We start from the raw sequence: 17,140 nt of genomic DNA on the forward strand, positions 1-17,140 counted from the left end.
CGCTCCCCGTGTCGTCCCACGGCGTGCGCCGCAGGTCTTCGAGCCGGATCCAGCCTCTACCGCACGCTCTGACGCCCGTGGGACGTCCGACCCACGGGCGTCAGCACGCCATCTGCCATACAACCGCATTCCGAGCGGTGCCGCAGGACTAGATCGTCGCAGGTCACAGGCAGTTTGCGGGGCTGCGGCGGAGGTCCGGCGCGCCGAGCGCCCACGGCCTCCGCCGGCGGTGTGACGTTGGTGACGCAGGCGAGACGCGCACAGCCCGCGGGTTACCGTGGAGCGTGCCCGAACGACCCGTCGCGCCCGCACCCGCCGAGACCCCCGCGGCGGACGGCGCGTGGGCGGTGCGCCGCGCCGACGAGCCGACGAGCATGCTCCGCGCCGCCGTGCGCCCCCGGATGCTCGGGCTGCTCGTCGTGCTGCTCGCCGCCGCCGCGGTGTGCGGGATGCTCGGCGCCTGGCAGCTCGACCGCGCGGAGATCCGTGGGTCGCGTGCGCAGGCCGAGCACGACGCGGCGATCGTCGCGGCGGACCCCGTGCCGCTGGGCGACGAGCTCGCGCCGCAGACCACGTTCCGCGGCGAGCTGGTGGCGCGCAAGGTCACCGTCACCGGCACGTACGAGGCGTCCGGGCAGGTGCTCGTGCGCCAGCGCGTGCACGACGGCACGTCCGGCTACCTGGTGCTCACGCCGCTACGGGTCAGCGACGCGGGCGGCACGTCCGGGCCGGACGCCGCGGGCGCCGTGCTCCCCGTCGTGCGCGGGTGGGTCGCCACCCCGCAGGACGCCGACGTCCCGCCCGTCGGCCCGGTCGACGTCGTCGGGTACCTGCAGGCCTCCGAGGAGTCCGGCGACGGTGTCGAGGACGGCGAGGTCGTCGCGATCTCCTCCGCCGAGCTCGTCGGCGCGTGGGGCGGCCCCATCTACACCGGGTACCTGGTGCTCGTGGCGTCCGAGCCCGGCCAGTCGGGTGCCCTCGCGCTGCTCGACCCGCCCACCACGCCCGGCTCGGAGCTCAACCTGCAGAACCTCGCGTACGCGGCGCAGTGGTGGATCTTCGGGGCGTTCGCCGTGCTGCTGTGGCTGCGCATGGTGCGCGACGAGGCCCGCGGGCGGCCCGCCGACGAGCCCACCGCGCCGCAGACCACGGCGGCCTGACCCCGTCCGATCTCGTCGCCGGGTCCGGCGCTCGTGGGTCTGCTCGTGCCGTGGGGTCGTCCGGCACGCCGCACCGACCCGAGACGCACGCGCCGCCAGGTGCGACGATGCACCGGGGCGCGGGGGTGCGCCGGGACGGTCGCGGACGACAGGAGACGAGCATGCTCGCGCAGGGCACCTACGACGCCGACTACATCGCGGACAGCCGGGGCCAGGTCGAGGCCGACATCGCGGCGTTCGACAACGCGCGGGCGGACGCCGACAGCGACGACCACGCGCTCGACGACCTCGAGCTCAGCTACTTCGCCGCGCTCGTGCTCGCGCTCGAGATGCGGTTCGTGCACCGCAAGCGCGGCCGGGAGGGCACGGACGGCAACGCGCTCAACGAGGTGCGGCTGCTGGCCCGGTCGCTCATGACGAACGGCGGGCGTCTGCTGGAGGACCCCGCGATCACGCTGGACCCCGCGCGCAGCGTGCTGGGTCTGCGGCCGGGGGACGACATCGTGGTGCGGTACGAGGACTTCGTGCGCCTGTCGCGCGCGTTCTTCGACGAGCTCGAGGCGCGCTACCTGGACTGACGCCGACGCCCCTGTTCGCTGTGAGCGAACAGGGGCGTCGGACCGGGTCTCCGGCGGGTGTCAGGCCGACTCGTGCTGCCAGGACCGCCACAGCGCCGCGTAGTCGCCGCCGGCCGCCACGAGCTCGTCGTGCGGGCCGATCTCGGTGATCCGGCCGCCGTCGACGACCGCCACGCGGTCGGCGTCGTGCGCGGTGTGCAACCGGTGCGCGATCGCGACCACCGTGCGGCCCTCCAGCACGCCGTTGAGCGAGCGCTCGAGGTGCCGGGCCGCCCGCGGGTCGAGCAACGAGGTCGCCTCGTCGAGGACCAGCGTGTGCGGGTCGAGCAGCACGAGCCGCGCGAGCGCGACCTGCTGTGCCTGGGCCGGCGTGAGCGGGGCACCGCCCGAGCCGATCTCGGTCTCGAGCGCCTCGGGCAACGCGCACACCCAGCCCCACGCGTCGACCGCCTCGAGCGCACGGCGCAGCTCCTCCTGCGAGGCGCCCGGGGCCGCGAGACGCAGGTTGTCCGCGACCGTGCCCACGAACACGTGGTGCTCCTGGGTCACGAGCGCGACGTGCCCGCGCAGCTCGTCCAGCGGCAGGTCGACGAGCGGCACGCCGCCCACGGTCACCGTGCCGCCCGTGGGCGGGTGGATGCCCGCGAGCATGCGGCCGAGGGTCGACTTGCCCGCGCCCGACGGCCCGACGACCGCGAGGCGCTCGCCCGCGCGCAGGTCGAGGTCCACGCCGTGCAGCACGTCGTGACCCTCGCGGTACGCGTACCGCAGCCCCCGCGCGCGCAGGTCCTCGTCGACCGGGGTCCCCTCGCGCACCTCGCGGTCCGGCTCGACGAGCCGCACCCCGACGATGCGCGCGAGCGACGTCGCGGCGACCTGGATCTCGTCCAGCCAGAAGATGAGGTCCCAGACCGGGCCGGACACCTGGTAGGTGTACAGCACGATCGTCGCGACCACACCGATCGTCACGTGCCCCTGCGAGACGAGCCAGCCGCCCCACAGCAGGACCGCGACAGGCGCGGTGATGAACGCGAAGTCGACGCCCGGGAACAGGACCGTGCGCAGGTTCAGCGTCGCGGTCTCCGCCTCGAACGCCTCGCGCAGGTCCGCCTCGACGCGCGCCTGCCGACGCGCGCCCATGCGCAGCGCGTCGATCGTGCGCGCACCCTCGACCGACTCGGTGATGGTGCCGTTCAACGTGGCGTAGGAGGCCGACTCGCGCAGGTACGCGGGCGTCGCGCGGCGCAGGTACCAGCGCACGATCACGAGCATCACCGGCACGCCGACGAACATCGCGACGGCGACCAGCGGCGAGAGCACCAGGCACGCGACGACCGTGAGCGTGATCGTCACGACCGCGACGATCACGCGCGGCACGCCGAACCGCACCGCGTTCTGCAGCTTGTTGACGTCGTTCGTCGTGCGCGCGACCAGGTCGCCCGTGCCGGCCCGCTCGACCGTCGACAGCGGCAGCGACGTCACGGTCTCGATGAACTCCTCGCGCAGGTCGGCGAACACCATCTCGCCGAACCGCATCGAGGACCGCTGGGCGAACCGCGTGAGCACGGTCTGCCCGAGCACCGCGCCCGCGCCGACCGCCACGAGGGCGTTGACGTAGCCCGTCGTCGTGCCGTCGGCGACCGCGTCGACCAGCCGCCCGAGCAGCCACGGGCCCGCCAGGCCCAGGACCGCCGCGCAGGTGTGCAGCACCGCGATCGCGCTCAGCGGGCGGAGGTGCGCGCGCAGCAGGTACGCCGTGTAGGCGCGCACGGTCGCGGAGTCCGCGATGGGGAGCTTCACGGCCGTCCTCCTGTCCTGTCCCGGGCCCCGGCGGGCTCGTCCTGCAGCAGCTCGTCGAACGCCTCCTCGGCGATCGGGTCGTCGTCGCCCACCCGTGCGACGCCGTGCGGTGGTGTCATCTCGTCGAGGTCGCGCCCGACGACGCGGCGGTACGCCGCGCCGTGCGCGTCGGTCCGCGCGAGCAGCCCGGCGTGCGTGCCCGTCGCGACCACGCGCCCGTCGACCAGCAGCTGCACCTCGTCGACGTGGTCGAGGACGAGCGGCGAGGCGGTGACGACCAAGGTCGCCCGCCCGCGCCGGGCCTCGGCGAGCCGCGCCGCGATCCGGGCCTCGGTGTGCGCGTCGACGGCCGAGGTCGGCTCGACGAGCAGCAGGATCTCGGGGTCCAGCAGCAGCGCACGCGCGAGCGCGACGCGTTGCCGCTGGCCGCCCGACAGCGACCGGCCCTTCTCGGGCAGCTCGCCGTCGAGCCCGTCGGGCACGGAGTCGAGCACGTCGTGCGCGTCGGCCAGCGTGATCGCGTGCAGCAGCCGCTCCGCGTCCCGCGTGCCGTGCACGTCGAGCTCGGACGCGAGCGTCCCGGAGAACAGCTGCGGCGTGGCCTCGGCGAGGACGACGCGCTCGCGCACCGCGAGCTTGTCGAGCTCGGCGAGCAGCTCGCCGCCCAGCCGCACCGGGGTGTCCGCCTCGGCCGCGTCGTCGAACCGCGCCATGCGCGTGGCGACGGCCGCCGACGCGTCCGGGTCGACGCACACGAGCGCCGAGACCCGGCCCGGGGTGACGACCGTGCCGGAGACCTCGTCCACGAGCGGGACGTGCGCGGGCGGCATCGGACGGGTGCCCGGCCGGGCACCCGTCGCGGGCACCACGCGCAGCACGTTCAGCACCTTGCTCGCGCCCACGTGCGCGCGCGTCGCCGACTGCACCGTGTACGTCATCTGCTGCACCGGCCACGACAGGAACGCCGCGAACCCGTACGCCTGCACCAGCTGGCCGGGCGTGATCTCGCCCGCGACCGCGAGGTGCGCGCCGTACCAGATGAGCACGACGACGAACGCGCCGGGGAGCAGTACCTGGAGCGCGTCGAGCCAGGACTGCGTGACCGCGACGTCCTCGCCCTTGCGCCGCACGAGCTGCGACTGCTCGCGGTAGCGCGCGGTGAACACGCCCTCGCCGCCGATGCCCCGCAGGATGCGCAGGCCCGAGACCGTGTCGGAGCCGAGCGTCGTCAGCCGTCCGGACGCCTCACGCTGCGCGGCCTGCCGCCGTTGCAGCGGCTTGACGAGTGCGGCGATGCACACGGCGACGGTCGGCAGACCGAGCAGCACGATGAGGCCGAGCGACACCGACGTGCGCAGCATGACGAACGCGGCGATGCCGTAGGCCACGATCGATCCGATGAACCGGGCCGACGTGTGGTAGATCTCGCCGATCCGCAGCGCGTCGTTCGCGACCGCGGACACGACCTCGCCGGTCGGCAGCTCGGCCGTGATGGTGTGCCCCGAGTGGGACACGCGGCGGCCGACGAGCTGGGAGGCGGCGAACGACGCGCGCAGCCAGTTCTCGACGTCGTACCGGTGGCCGACCGCACCCGCGGTGGCCGAGACCACACCCAGCCCGAGCAGCATCGCCGCCGACCGCCACAGGTCCGCGCCGAAGCCGTGCGCGAGGCCCGAGTCGATCGCGTGGCCGGTGACGTAGGGCAGCGCCGCCTGGCACGAGAACATGAGGACGCCGAGCAGCGCGCCGACGGTGAGGATGCCCCACTGGCGGCGCGCCTGCCACGCCAGGTACGCCACGGGCCCCGTCAGAGGCGGGGTTCCCGGGTCGGTGAGGGGGAGGGATCGCACCCGCTCCACGTTACGTGCGGGTACCGACAGACCCGGAACGCTTTTCCGCGCCCGGGCCGGACGTCGTCGGGCTCCCGGACGTGGACGGCGGGCCGGAGCAGGCCGGCGCGGCGACTACCCTGGGGGCGTGACCCAGACGCCTGAGCCCACCGCTCATCGCCCGGTCCTCGTCGTCGACTTCGGCGCCCAGTACGCGCAGCTCATCGCGCGCCGCGTGCGCGAGGCCAACGTGTACTCCGAGATCGTGCCGCACACGGCACGCGTCGAGGACCTGCTGGCCAAGGACCCGGCCGCGATCATCCTGTCGGGCGGCCCCTCGTCGGTGTACGCCGACGGCGCGCCGTTCGTCGACCCCGCACTGTTCGAGGCGGGCGTCCCCGTGCTCGGCATCTGCTACGGCTTCCAGGCCATGGCGCAGGCGCTCGGGGGCACGGTCGCGCAGACCGGTCTGCGGGAGTACGGCGGCACCGCGGTCGAGGTGACGCGGGCGGGCACCGTCCTCTCGGGCAGCCCCGAGCAGCAGACGGTGTGGATGAGCCACGGCGACGCGGTGCACGCCGCGCCGGAGGGCTTCGAGGTGCTCGCGACGAGCGAGGGCTCGCCCGTCGCCGCGTTCGAGGACCGCGAGCGGCGCCTGTTCGGCGTGCAGTGGCACCCCGAGGTGCGGCACTCGCCGCTGGGTCAGAAGGCGCTCGAGAACTTCCTGTACGAGGGTGCGGGCCTCGCGCCCGACTGGAACCCCGGCAACGTCATCGCCGAGCAGGTCGAGCGGATCCGCGCCCAGGTGGGCGACGCGCGCGTGATCTGCGGGCTGTCCGGCGGCGTCGACTCCTCGGTGGCCGCGGCGCTCGTGCAGCGCGCGGTGGGCGACCAGCTCACGTGCGTGTTCGTCGACCACGGCCTGCTGCGGGACGGCGAGGCCGAGCAGGTCGAGCAGGACTTCGTCGCGTCGACCGGCGTGCGGCTCAAGGTCGTCGACGCGCGGGCGCGCTTCCTCACGGCGCTCGCGGGCCACACCGACCCCGAGACCAAGCGCAAGATCATCGGCCGCGAGTTCATCCGCGTGTTCGAGGACGCGGCGCGCGAGGTGGTCGCCGAGGCGGGCGACCACGGCCAGGAGGTCAAGTTCCTGGTCCAGGGCACGCTGTACCCCGACGTCGTCGAGTCGGGCGGCGGCGAGGGCGCGGCGAACATCAAGTCGCACCACAACGTGGGCGGGCTGCCCGACGACCTGCAGTTCGAGCTCGTCGAGCCGCTGCGCACGCTGTTCAAGGACGAGGTCCGCGCGGTCGGCCTCGAGCTCGGCGTCCCCGAGGCGATCGTGTGGCGTCAGCCGTTCCCGGGCCCGGGCCTGGGCATCCGGATCATCGGCGAGGTCACGGCCGAGCGGCTCGACGTGCTGCGCGCGGCCGACGCGATCGCGCGCGAGGAGCTGACGAGGGCCGGGCTCGACCGCGAGATCTGGCAGTGCCCGGTGGTGCTGCTCGCCGACGTGCGTTCGGTCGGCGTCCAGGGCGACGGCCGGACCTACGGCCACCCGGTCGTGCTGCGGCCCGTGTCGTCCGAGGACGCCATGACGGCCGACTGGACGCGGATGCCGTACGACGTGCTCGCGACGATCTCGACGCGCATCACCAACGAGGTCCCCGAGGTCAACCGCGTGGTCCTCGACGTGACGAGCAAGCCGCCGGGCACCATCGAGTGGGAGTGACGGCGAGCCGGTGGACAGGGAGCAGGACGTGACGCAGGACGGGACGACGACGGGCACCACGGGCACCACGGGCACCACGGGCACCGCGGGTACGGCGGGCGCGTGGGCGACGAAGGCGCGCGGCTCGCTGACGCGCTACCGCGTCCTCGCGTGGGTCACCGGGGTGATGCTGCTGCTGCTCTGCGTGGAGATGGTGCTCAAGTACGTGGTCCACTCGCCGGTGGCGGACGCGTTCGCGTGGATCCCGTACGCGCACGGCTGGATCTACGTCGTGTACCTCGTCACCGTCTTCGACCTGTGGGCCACGATGCGCTGGGGCTTCGGCAGGCTCGTGACGATGGCGCTCGCGGGCGTCGTGCCGGTCATGTCGTTCGTGCTCGAGCGTCGCGTGCACGCCCAGGCGCTCGCGCGCATCGATGCCGCGGCACCCCGCTCGCCAGCCGCGCCGGGCCCCGTCGAGGGCTGACCCTCCGGGCACGGCCCGGACGTGCCCGCCCGACACGCCGCAGGTGCGTCCAGTGCGCCCCTCGCTAGGCTTGACGTGCAGGGACGCGACGAGCGGCCCGCGCACGGCCCCGTTCGCGACGCGTCGGGGACCGGCTCTCCAGAGAGGGGAAGCACGTGGCGACCACCGGTAAGCAGCCAGGGGCGAGAGGTCTGGGCCTCTGGGTCATCGTCTTCGGGATCATCTTCATCGTGGCCGGGGCGGTCACCTGGGGTGCGGTCAGCACCAACCTCGCCGCCGAGAACATCACCGTGTCCGACGACGCGAGCGCCTTCCAGAGCCAGCTCGTCGACACCCCGTGGGAGGCCTGGGTCCAGGCCGACATCATCAACCACCACGCGCTCGACTCCTCGGGCGGCAAGACCTACGCCGAGCTCGACCGCGACGACCCGGTCCGCGAGACGATGATGACCGCGTCCTTCCTGCGGTCGTCGCTGTTCACGTCGGTGGTCGCGTTCGGGGTCGCGCTGCTCGTCGTCGGCGTCGGTGTCGCGCTCCTGCTCGTCGGGATCGCGCTGCGTCGGCTGAGCCCCGTCGTCGTCGACGACGACACGTCGCACACGCGCGTCGCACCGGCGGTCGCTCCGGCGAGCGCGTCCCCGGTGGTCGCCGCGCCGGCTGCCCCGGCGCCGCCTGTCACCGCGCCGCCCGCCCAGGTCGCACCGGCGGCCGCGGCACCCACGACGGCTGCACCCACGACCGCGGCACCCACGACCGCAGCGCCCCCCGCAGCGCCGCCCGCGGCCGAGGGGCACACGCACGCCGCCCCGCCCGACCCGACGGTCGAGCGCGACGACCGCGCCTGACCCCGCCGCCGAGGCCCGCGTCCCGTCCGGACGCGGGCCTCGGCCGTGCCCGGACCGTTTCAGTTCGCGGCCCTGAGCCCGATAGTTGCGGACTAAACGGTTATACCTCTCGAAGTGGCGTCACCCGTTCTGGTTACCGTCCCGCATGGCGCCACGGCCGGCGCCGACCCGCGGTCAGGCACCCGACCCACCATCCGACGGACACCCGACGGACGCCGACGGACCTGGTGACGGCGCGGGACGTCGAGAGAGGGGAAGACGTGACGACGACAGCACGCAGCCGCGCAGCCCGGAGCCTGGGTCTCTGGGTCACGATCCTCGGGATCACCTTCATCGTGGCCGGCGTCGGCGCCTGGGTGGGCGTGAGCGTCAGCCTCGGCTCCGAGCGGATCACGGTCTCCGACGACGCACCGGCGTTCGGCGGCAACCGGCTCGACACGCCCTGGGAGGCGTGGGCGCAGACCGAGCAGATCAAGAAGCACGCGCTCGACGCGTCCGGGGGTCAGACGTTCGCGCAGCTCGACCGCGACGACCCGGTGCGCGCGACGCTCGAGACGGCGTCGTTCCTGCGCACGTCGCTGCTCACCTCCGTGATCGCGTTCGGCATCTCGCTGCTCGTGATGGGGGTGGGGCTGGGGCTGCTGCTCACGGGGCTGGCGATCCGCAAGCTCGCGCCGGTCGCGCAGGTCGAGCCGGCCGCGGTGGCCGAGCGCGCGCCCGCGGGCGTGGCGCCGGCCTCGCCGGCGATCGCCTGACCCCGGCGCACGCACCCGGCACACGACGAGGGGCCCCGACCGCCGGTCGGGGCCCCTCGTCGGTGCGGGCGTCAGCCCCGGCGCCGCACGCCGGAGACGACGGACCCGACGAGGAGCGCCACGCCCGCGCCCGCGACCAGCACGATCGCGGCGACGTCCACGTCGATCTGCCGGCCCGCCGCCCAGGCCAGGACCCCCACGCCGAGCACGGCGAGCACCAGACCCCACACGACGGTCCCGACGCGCGGTGCGCGCACGTCGCGCTCCGGACGCACGGGCGACGTCTCGGGGGCCGGCTGCGCCGACGTCTCGTCGGGCTCGAGCACCTGCGTGGCGCCCGTCGTCGGGTCGGTCTCCTCGACCGCCGGGTCGGGCGACGTCGTCGCGTCCGGCTCGAGGCCGCGCGGGTCCTGCGTGCTCATGAGTCCTCCCGGGTGATGGTGACCTCGCCCGCGCCCACGGACACGTCGAGGGACAGCTGTGCCGAGCCCGCACGGCTCGCGTCGTCGCGGAACGTCGTCCCGCCGATGCCGATCCCGGACGTGCTCTCGTACTGCCCGTCCACGTCCCACGTGGCGCTGCCGAGGCCGATCCGCGCCGTCGCCTCGACGGCCGCGTCCGCCGGGACGACGACGTCGAGCCGACCGGCGCCCACCGAGATCGGCACGACGAGGAGATCGTCGGTCAGCGGGACGTCCGTGAGGTCGAGCGTGGCCTCGCCGGCACCGAACCGCAGCCCGTCCTGGGCGGCCGCGCGGCTGGTCACGACGACCGGGGCGCCCGGACGGTGCACGCCGGCCTCGTCCCAGGTCCAGCTGCGGTGCTCGACGGCACCCGCGGGGAGCGACACGAGCAGCGCGACGATCGCGAGGAAGCCGAGCGACCCGCTCGAGCGGCCCCGCAGCCCGGCGACGACGACGCCCGCACCCGCGAGCACCGCGGTGACCCCGAGGGTCGTGAGCAGGACCGGACCGTCGTAGCGGTCCGCGCGCTCGGCGGCGAGCAGGCCGGCGAAGGTGAGCAGCGCCAGCGCGACCACGACGCCCACGCTCGTCGCGCCGGGCCCACGGCGGCGCGGCTTGGTGGGCGCGGGCACGTGGGGTGTGGACGCGTGCGGCCGGGAGGCGTAGGGCGCGGCCGCGTAGGGGGCGGTCGCGTAGGAGGCGGTCGCGGGAGGCCCGCTCGGGGCGCCGGAGGCGTAGGGACCGTACGGGGCGTGCGCGGGCGTGCCCGTGTGGGGCGGGGTCCCGTACGGCGGCGCAGCGGTCGGGGCAGAGGTCGGTGCAGAGGAAGGCGCAGAGGTCGATGCAGCCGTCGGCGCAGACGGGACCGGGGCGGACGGCTGGCCCGGGGTCGGGCCGTAGGGGCCGTACGGCGGGCGCGGCGGCTGACCGGCCCACGGTGGCACCGGGCCGCGCGGCGGACGGCTGCGCGTCACCAGGACCAGCACCGTCACGGCGACGGCGACGACGAAGCCGAGCCACAGCAGGCCGGACAGCACGCCGAACATCCCGTGCGCCCAGCGCGGGCCGGCGTTCCACCAGCCGTTGTCGCCGCGGCCCAGGCCGATCACGAGGAGCGCGGCCGCGCCGAGCACCGCGGTGTCGAACCGTCCGGCGACGAGCTCCTCGGCGTGGATGCGGCCGTCGCGGCGCTCGGGCAGCAGGGCCCACGCGATCGCGTAGGCGACCGCGCCGACCCCGGACAGCAGGAACGTCACGACGAGCAGGCCGCGCACGACGAGCGGGTCGATGCCGAGCCGGTCGGCGACGCCGGCGCACACGCCGCCGACCCAGCGGTCGTCGGAGCGCTGGACGCCGAGCCGGCGGACGGCGCCGAAGAAGCCGCCGCCGTCGGGGCGGGGCGCCCCGTCGGGTGCGGGTCCGTCGGTGGGCTGGGGGGAGGCGGCAGGCGGTGGTGTGCCGGGCGTGGTCGAGCTCATACGACGATCGTGGCGGCCGCGGCCCGCGAGCGACATCGGGTGCTCCCCTGACCGGACCCTGAACCCGGGGTCCGCACCCCGGGTCCGGGCCCTGAGCGATGCCCTGATCCCTGCCCTGATCCGTGCCCGCAGCGGTGGTCGGCGGCTCCGGTCGACGTCGTGACGTGTGACGATGCGGTGGTGGACCTGACCGCCGGACCGACCGCCGTGCCGCGCCCCCGCGTGCCGCGCGGCGCGCTGCGGCGCCCCGAGCGCGGGCGCTGGGTCGGTGGTGTCGCCTCCGGAGTCGCGGCGCACCTGGGCCTCCCGCTGGGCGGGGTGCGCGTGGCGTTCGTCGTCGCGACGCTCGTCGGCGGAGTCGGCGTGGTGCTGTACGTGTTCTGGTGGCTCACCGTCCCGCCGGGCGACCCGTGGGAGGTCGCGGCGGCGTCGCGGCCGTCCAACCTCGCGCGGCTCGCCGGCCGGCCGGGCGGCGACGACGAGCACCCGCGGGGCCGCCGGTGGCCCGTGACCGACATCGCGGTGGGCGTCCTGCTCGTCGTGGTGGCCGGGGTGCTCGTCGCGGTGCGCACCGACCGGCTCGACGCGGGCTGGGTGCTGCCGCTGCTCGTCGTCCTGGCGGGTGCCGCGCTCGCGTGGAGCCAGCTCGACGAGGTCGCGCGGGGTCGCTGGCGCAGCCGCGCGGGCGGCCGCACGCCCGTGTCGGTGGTGCGGCTCCTGGGTGGTGTGGTGATCGCGGGCGTCGGTGTGCTGCTGCTCGTGGGGCGCGCGACGGGCCCCGGGGTGGACGCCGCGACGTTCGTGCAGTCGGTGGTCGCGTCGCTCGCGGTGCTCGCGGGGGTCGCGCTCGTCGTCGCGCCGTGGTGGCTGCGGCTGTGGCGGGCGCTGGCCGACGAGCGGGCGGCGCGGGCGCGCGAGTCGGAGCGCGCCGACATCGCCGCGCACCTGCACGACTCGGTCCTGCAGACGCTCGCGCTCATCCGCGCCCGGGCCGACGACCCGGCGGAGGTCGCGCGCATGGCCCGCGCCCAGGAGCGCGAGCTGCGCGAGTGGCTGTACGACGACCGCCCGGCGCCCGGTACGTCGCTCGCGGCGGCGCTGCGGGACGTCGTCGCCGAGGTCGAGGACTCGCGCTCCGGACCGGGTGGCGAGCCGGTGGCGGTCGACACGGTCGTCGTCGGCGACCGTGTGCCCGACGAGGCGACGGCGGCCCTGCTGCAGGCGACGCGGGAGGCGCTCGTCAACGCGGTCGTGCACGGCCGCCCGCCCGTCTCGCTCTACCTCGAGGTCGGCGCGGCCGAGGTCGAGGTCTTCGTCAAGGACCGCGGCGACGGGTTCGACCCGGAGGCCGTCTCACCCGACCGGTTCGGCGTGCGTGAGTCGATCCTGGGCCGCGTGCGCCGCCGCGGCGGCACCGCGACGGTGACGAGCCGGCCCGGCCAGGGCACGGAGGTGCACCTGGCGATGCCGTTCGCGCCGAGCGCGCCGGCCGACCCCTCGAACGTGACGCCGACCGGGCCCGGCACCGGCGTCCCCCTGTCCGCGGGTGCGCAGGCACCGACCGAGGAGGAGTCATGACGCAGGACGTCCCGCAGGTGCCCGACCGGATCGCCGGCTCGGCCGGGCCGGACGCGGTCGACGTCGTCCTGGTGGACGACCACCACCTGTTCCGCACGGGTGTGCGTGCGTCGCTCGACGAGCGGGTGCGCGTCGTCGGGGAGGCGGCGGGCGTCGACGAGGCGGTGCGCGTCGTGCACGAGCTGCGCCCGCCCGTCGTCCTGCTCGACGTGCACCTGCCGGGCGGCGACGGGGGAGGGGGCGCGGAGGTGATCCGCGCGTGCGCCGACGTCCCGGGGACGCGGTTCCTCGCGCTGTCGGTCTCGGACGCGGCGGAGGACGTGGTGGCGGTGATCCGGGCGGGTGCGCGCGGGTACGTCACCAAGGCGATCGACGGGAACGCGCTGAGCGACGCCGTGCGTCGCGTCGCGGACGGCGACGCGGTCTTCTCGCCGCGGCTCGCGGGGTTCGTCCTCGACGCGTTCGGCGCGGCGGCGGGGGACGTCGCGACGGGCGACGACGAGCTCGACCGGCTGTCCGCGCGTGAGCGTGAGGTCATGCGGCTGATCGCGCGCGGCTACACCTACCGCGAGGTCGCAGGGGAGCTGTTCATCTCGATCAAGACGGTCGAGACCCACGTGTCCGCGGTGCTGCGCAAGCTGCAGCTGTCGAACCGGAACGAGCTCACGCGGTGGGCCGCGGCGCGGCGCCTGCTGTAGCGCGCGAGGTCTGGGGTGCGCGGGGCGGCGATGCCCGACAGGCAGATCCTGACACGGTGTCAGAACGTCACGCGGCTCGTCGTATCCTTGCGGCATGGAGCTCCTGAAGAACCTGCTGCTCGTCCTGCACCTGCTGGGCTGGGCTGTCGTGCTCGGCGGCGTGCTCGTCAGCATGCGCGACCCGAAGATCCCGGCCGGCGCCCTGCACGGTGCCCTCACCGCCCTCGTCACGGGCATCCTCATGGTGGGGGTGAAGGAGATGAGCGACGACCTGGCCGACCCGAACATGGTCAAGATCACGGTCAAGCTCCTCGTCACGCTCGTCGTCACCGCGCTCGTCGTCGTCGGCGGGCGTCGGCCCGAGAAGGTGACCACCGGCTTCCTCGGTGCGATCGCCGGCCTCACCGTGCTGAACGTCGCGATCGCGGTGCTCTGGCACTGACCCGTCCACCCTGCCCGTGGCCTCGCGCCGCGGGCAGGGTCCGCGCCCGGTAGCCTCGGGCCTCGTGCCGGGCTGGGGAGAGGTCGTCGTCGGTGTCGTCGTCCTCGTCGGGCTGTTCGGGGTCGTCGTGCAGGTGCTGCCCGGTGCGCTGCTCGTCGCGGGCGCTGTCGTCGTCTGGGGCGTCGTCACGGGTGGCGTCGTCGGCTGGACGGTCGCGGTGGTCTCCGTGCTGGTCACGGCCGCCGCCATGGTCGGCAAGTACCTCCTCGCCGGACGGCACCTCAAGCGTGCCGGCGTGCCCGGCAGCACGCTGGTCTGGGGCGGCGTGGCCGGCGCCGTGCTGTTCTTCGTCATCCCCGTGGTCGGGCTCGTCGTCGGCTTCGTCGGCGCGGTGTACCTCGCGGAGTGGGTGCGTGTGCGCCGGGCGCAGCCCGCCTGGCGCGCGACGCTCGCCGCGATGCAGGCGACCGGGCTGACCATCCTGGTCGAGCTCGCCGGCGCGATGCTCGTCACGCTCGCGTGGCTCGTCGGCCTCGCGACCTCGTGACCCGCGTCCCGGGACCGGAGGTGCCGCGTGGGGCGTCCCCGGGTGTCGGTGGCGGCGCCTAGGCTGGTCGGGCCATGACGTCGCTCTTCGAACACCTCCCCGACTCGCTCGGCAGCTCCTTCCGGTCAGCCGTCGCGGCGGCCGCCGCGCGCTCGCACGCGGGCGAGTCGTCCGGGTTGCCGCTCGTCGTGCCGCCGCGCGGCGACTCCCCGGACGGCGCGTCCGGCGGGTCGGCAACCGGCCCCCACGAGTCCGCCGCCGAGGACCGGCGTGCGCATGACGACGCGGCCCGCGCGGAGCGCGCGCTGGCCCTGCTCGAGGGGCTCAACCCCCAGCAGAAGGAGGCGGTCACCCACCACGGCGGGCCGCTGCTGATCGTCGCGGGCGCCGGCTCGGGCAAGACGCGCGTCCTCACGCACCGCATCGCGTACCTGCTGGCCATGCGCCGGGCGCGCGCGGGCGAGGTCCTCGCGATCACGTTCACCAACAAGGCCGCGGCCGAGATGCGCGAGCGCGTGGGCGGGCTCATCGGCCCCGCCGCGGGGCGCATGTGGGTCTCCACGTTCCACTCCGCGTGCGTGCGGATCCTGCGCCGCGAGGCGACCACGCTCGGGCTGCGCTCGAGCTTCTCGATCTACGACTCGGCCGACTCGCAGCGGCTGCTCACGCTCGTGGCGCGCGAGCTCGACCTGGACCCCAAGAAGTACCCGGCCAAGGCGCTCGCGTCCAAGATCTCGTCGCTCAAGGACGAGCTCGTGGACCCCGAGACGTTCGCGGCGACCTCGGGCGGAGGCGCGGCGAACGACTTCGACACCGCGCTCGCGCAGGTCTACACGCGCTACCAGGCGCGGTTGCGCCAGGCGCACGCGCTCGACTTCGACGACCTGATCATGACGACCGTGCACCTGCTGCAGGCGTTCCCCGCGGTGGCCGAGCACTACCGCCGCCGGTTCCGGCACGTGCTCGTCGACGAGTACCAGGACACCAACCACGCGCAGTACGTGCTGGTGCGCGAGCTCGTCGGCACGGGGGCCGAGGACGGCCTCGAGCGCGGCGAGCTCACGGTCGTCGGCGACGCGGACCAGTCGATCTACGCGTTCCGCGGCGCCAACATCCGCAACATCCTGGAGTTCGAGGCCGACTACCCCGACGCACGCACGATCCTGCTCGAGCAGAACTACCGCTCGACGCAGACCATCCTGTCCGCGGCGAACGCGGTCATCAGCAAGAACCCGGGCCGCAAGCCCAAGCGGCTGTGGACCGACTCGGGCGCGGGCGCGCAGATCGTCGCGTACGTGGCGGACGACGAGCGCGAGGAGGCCCGGTTCGTCGTCGAGGAGATCGACCGGCTCGGGGACACCGCGGGTGTGCGTCCCGGCGACGTCGCGATCTTCTACCGCGCGAACGCGCAGTCCCGCGTGATCGAGGACGCGCTCGTGCGCGTGGGGCTGCCGTACAAGCTGGTCGGCGGGACGCGGTTCTACGAGCGGCGCGAGATCAAGGACGCGATCGCGTACCTGCGCGCGGTCGCGAACCCCGACGACGACGTGAACCTGCGGCGGATCCTCAACGTGCCCAAGCGCGGGCTGGGGGAGCGCTCGGAGGCGATGGTCGCGTCCTTCGCCGAGCGTGAGCGCATCTCGTTCGGGGCCGCGCTCGAGCGCCTCGACGAGGTCCCCGGGCTGGGCACGCGCGCGGTCACGGGCCTGCGCGCGTTCGTCGAGCTCATGGCGGGACTGCGCGCGCTCGCGGCGAGCGCCGGCCCGGCCGAGGTGCTCGGCGCGGTGCTCGACCGCTCGGGCTACCTGGCCGAGCTGCGCGGCAGCGAGGACCCGCAGGACGCGTCGCGCGTCGAGAACCTGGCCGAGCTGCACGCGGTGGCGACGGAGTTCGAGCAGAGCGACCCTGACGGTGACCTGGCCGACTTCCTCGAGCGCGTGTCGCTCGTCGCGGACTCCGACCAGATCCCCTCGCCCGACGGCGGCGACGAGGTCGCGCACGACCAGCCCGAGCCCGGCGTCGTGACGCTCATGACCCTGCACACCGCCAAGGGCCTCGAGTTCCCGGTCGTGTTCCTCACGGGAATGGAGGACGGCACGTTCCCGCACCTGCGCTCGCTGTCCGACCCGGACCAGCTCGCCGAGGAGCGGCGGCTCGCGTACGTGGGCCTGACCCGCGCGCGCGAGCGGTTGTACATCTCGCGTGCGGCGATCCGTACGGCGTGGGGCGTGCCGAACGAGTTCCCCCCCAGCCGGTTCCTGGCCGACCTGCCCGAGGAGCTCATCGACTGGCGCCGCCGCGAGTCCTCCACCTCGGCGTTGCGCGGCGGGTGGGGCTCGGGCTTCGGCGCGGGCGGGCGCTCGGGCGGGTCCGGCTACGGCTCGGGCTCGGGGTACGGCTCCGGCCGTGCCGGGTCCGGCGGGTACCCCGCCAAGCGCGACGAGCGCCCGGCGCTGCCGTCCACCGGCGCGGCGTTCGGCTCCGCGACCCCGCGCCCCGCCGGCGCGATCCCGTCGCTCGAGATCGGCGACCGCGTGACGCACGACGCGTACGGCCTGGGGACGGTCGTGGCGCTCGAGGGGGCAGGGCACAACGCGGTCGTGAAGGTCGACTTCGGGACCGAGGGGACCAAGCGTCTGCTGCTCCGGTTCTCACCCGTGACGAAGTTGTGACCTGCGGCTTTGCCATGATCCCGGGGTCGGGCGACAGTCTCGGGGTGAACCGCCGACCGGTGGGTTCGTCGCGGACCGGAGTGTCCGCGTCCGGCG

At 74.8% G+C, this 17,140-nt stretch carries 15 protein-coding genes; 11 read left to right on the plus strand and 4 right to left on the minus strand.

All coding sequences use genetic code 11. The annotated features are described in order from the left end of the window. Window positions 1-284: 284 nt before the first annotated feature. Together CUD01_RS07385 and CUD01_RS07390 are read left to right on the plus strand one after the other, a co-directional pair. A complete protein-coding gene (locus CUD01_RS07385; RefSeq protein ID WP_244937700.1) occupies window positions 285-1,160 on the plus strand; it encodes an SURF1 family protein in 876 nt (291 codons plus the stop codon). A 161-nt stretch (window positions 1,161-1,321) separates the two neighbouring features. Then, window positions 1,322-1,738, plus strand: a complete 417-nt coding sequence (locus CUD01_RS07390; RefSeq protein WP_141319929.1) for a hypothetical protein — start codon at window positions 1,322-1,324, stop codon at window positions 1,736-1,738. Window positions 1,739-1,798: 60 nt separating this feature from the next. On the opposite strand, the gene CUD01_RS07395 is transcribed toward CUD01_RS07390, so the two are convergent. Both CUD01_RS07395 and CUD01_RS07400 read right to left on the minus strand, forming a co-directional pair. Beyond that, window positions 1,799-3,538 carry an ABC transporter ATP-binding protein gene (locus tag CUD01_RS07395; RefSeq protein WP_141319931.1) on the minus strand — a complete coding sequence of 580 codons (1,740 nt, stop codon included), beginning with the start codon at window positions 3,536-3,538 and terminating at the stop codon, window positions 1,799-1,801. Continuing rightward, the gene (locus tag CUD01_RS07400) at window positions 3,535-5,388 is read right to left on the minus strand and encodes an ABC transporter ATP-binding protein (RefSeq protein ID WP_141319933.1); all 1,854 of its coding nucleotides are present in this window, start codon (window positions 5,386-5,388) and stop codon (window positions 3,535-3,537) included. The genes CUD01_RS07395 and CUD01_RS07400 overlap by 4 nt, the downstream gene beginning before the upstream one ends. 127 nt (window positions 5,389-5,515) lie before the next feature. Here CUD01_RS07400 and guaA point away from each other — a divergent pair, with 127 nt between their 5' ends. From guaA to CUD01_RS07420, 4 genes are all read left to right on the plus strand, one after another. Then, window positions 5,516-7,099 (plus strand): glutamine-hydrolyzing GMP synthase, encoded by a 1,584-nt coding sequence (gene guaA / locus CUD01_RS07405; RefSeq protein ID WP_094180658.1) that lies wholly within the window; start codon window positions 5,516-5,518, stop codon window positions 7,097-7,099. A 28-nt stretch (window positions 7,100-7,127) separates the two neighbouring features. After that, complete coding sequence (locus CUD01_RS07410; protein WP_371860766.1) at window positions 7,128-7,565, plus strand: DUF3817 domain-containing protein; 438 nt, start codon at window positions 7,128-7,130, stop codon at window positions 7,563-7,565. Between the two features lie 155 nt (window positions 7,566-7,720). Beyond that, complete coding sequence (locus tag CUD01_RS17290) at window positions 7,721-8,410, plus strand: aromatic ring-opening dioxygenase LigA (RefSeq protein WP_307722671.1); 690 nt, start codon at window positions 7,721-7,723, stop codon at window positions 8,408-8,410. Between the two features lie 260 nt (window positions 8,411-8,670). Continuing rightward, the gene (locus tag CUD01_RS07420; RefSeq protein ID WP_141319935.1) at window positions 8,671-9,165 is read left to right on the plus strand and encodes an aromatic ring-opening dioxygenase LigA; all 495 of its coding nucleotides are present in this window, start codon (window positions 8,671-8,673) and stop codon (window positions 9,163-9,165) included. Between the two features lie 71 nt (window positions 9,166-9,236). On the opposite strand, the gene CUD01_RS16495 is transcribed toward CUD01_RS07420, so the two are convergent. Both CUD01_RS16495 and CUD01_RS07425 read right to left on the minus strand, forming a co-directional pair. Further along, window positions 9,237-9,587 carry a hypothetical protein gene (locus tag CUD01_RS16495; RefSeq protein ID WP_166771950.1) on the minus strand — a complete coding sequence of 117 codons (351 nt, stop codon included), beginning with the start codon at window positions 9,585-9,587 and terminating at the stop codon, window positions 9,237-9,239. Then, a complete protein-coding gene (locus tag CUD01_RS07425) occupies window positions 9,584-11,107 on the minus strand; it encodes a PspC domain-containing protein (RefSeq protein WP_166771951.1) in 1,524 nt (507 codons plus the stop codon). The genes CUD01_RS16495 and CUD01_RS07425 overlap by 4 nt, the downstream gene beginning before the upstream one ends. A 180-nt stretch (window positions 11,108-11,287) precedes the next feature. On the opposite strand from CUD01_RS07425, the gene CUD01_RS07430 reads away from it, so the two are divergent. From CUD01_RS07430 to pcrA, 5 genes are all read left to right on the plus strand, one after another. Next, a complete protein-coding gene (locus CUD01_RS07430; protein ID WP_244937701.1) occupies window positions 11,288-12,685 on the plus strand; it encodes an ATP-binding protein in 1,398 nt (465 codons plus the stop codon). Continuing rightward, entirely contained in the window at window positions 12,682-13,383 is a 702-nt protein-coding gene (locus tag CUD01_RS07435; protein ID WP_141319939.1) for a LuxR C-terminal-related transcriptional regulator, read from the plus strand. Before CUD01_RS07430 ends, CUD01_RS07435 begins: the two co-directional genes overlap by 4 nt. Window positions 13,384-13,477: 94 nt before the next feature. Beyond that, window positions 13,478-13,825: a hypothetical protein gene (locus tag CUD01_RS07440; RefSeq protein ID WP_141319941.1), complete on the plus strand. Its 348-nt coding sequence runs from the start codon at window positions 13,478-13,480 to the stop codon at window positions 13,823-13,825. A 64-nt stretch (window positions 13,826-13,889) separates the two neighbouring features. Next, window positions 13,890-14,372 (plus strand): DUF456 domain-containing protein, encoded by a 483-nt coding sequence (locus tag CUD01_RS07445; RefSeq protein ID WP_094182290.1) that lies wholly within the window; start codon window positions 13,890-13,892, stop codon window positions 14,370-14,372. 74 nt (window positions 14,373-14,446) lie between these two features. Beyond that, window positions 14,447-17,044 carry a DNA helicase PcrA gene (gene pcrA / locus CUD01_RS07450; RefSeq protein ID WP_141319943.1) on the plus strand — a complete coding sequence of 866 codons (2,598 nt, stop codon included), beginning with the start codon at window positions 14,447-14,449 and terminating at the stop codon, window positions 17,042-17,044. Window positions 17,045-17,140 lie beyond the last annotated feature (96 nt).

It is taken from the genome of Cellulomonas uda, from assembly GCF_006538705.1.
GTDB classification, from domain to species: Bacteria; Actinomycetota; Actinomycetes; order Actinomycetales; family Cellulomonadaceae; genus Cellulomonas; species Cellulomonas uda.

What these genes read in the sequence shown, in the direction of transcription:
- CUD01_RS07390 (WP_141319929.1), top strand. Translation starts at nt 1,322, where the DNA reads ATGCTCGCGCAGGGCACCTACGACGCCGACTACATCGCGGACAGCCGG.
- CUD01_RS16495 (WP_166771950.1), bottom strand. Translation starts at nt 9,587, where the DNA reads ATGAGCACGCAGGACCCGCGCGGCCTCGAGCCGGACGCGACGACGTCG.
- CUD01_RS07425 (WP_166771951.1), bottom strand. Translation starts at nt 11,107, where the DNA reads ATGAGCTCGACCACGCCCGGCACACCACCGCCTGCCGCCTCCCCCCAG.
- CUD01_RS07435 (WP_141319939.1), top strand. Translation starts at nt 12,682, where the DNA reads ATGACGCAGGACGTCCCGCAGGTGCCCGACCGGATCGCCGGCTCGGCC.
- CUD01_RS07440 (WP_141319941.1), top strand. Translation starts at nt 13,478, where the DNA reads ATGGAGCTCCTGAAGAACCTGCTGCTCGTCCTGCACCTGCTGGGCTGG.
- pcrA (WP_141319943.1), top strand. Translation starts at nt 14,447, where the DNA reads ATGACGTCGCTCTTCGAACACCTCCCCGACTCGCTCGGCAGCTCCTTC.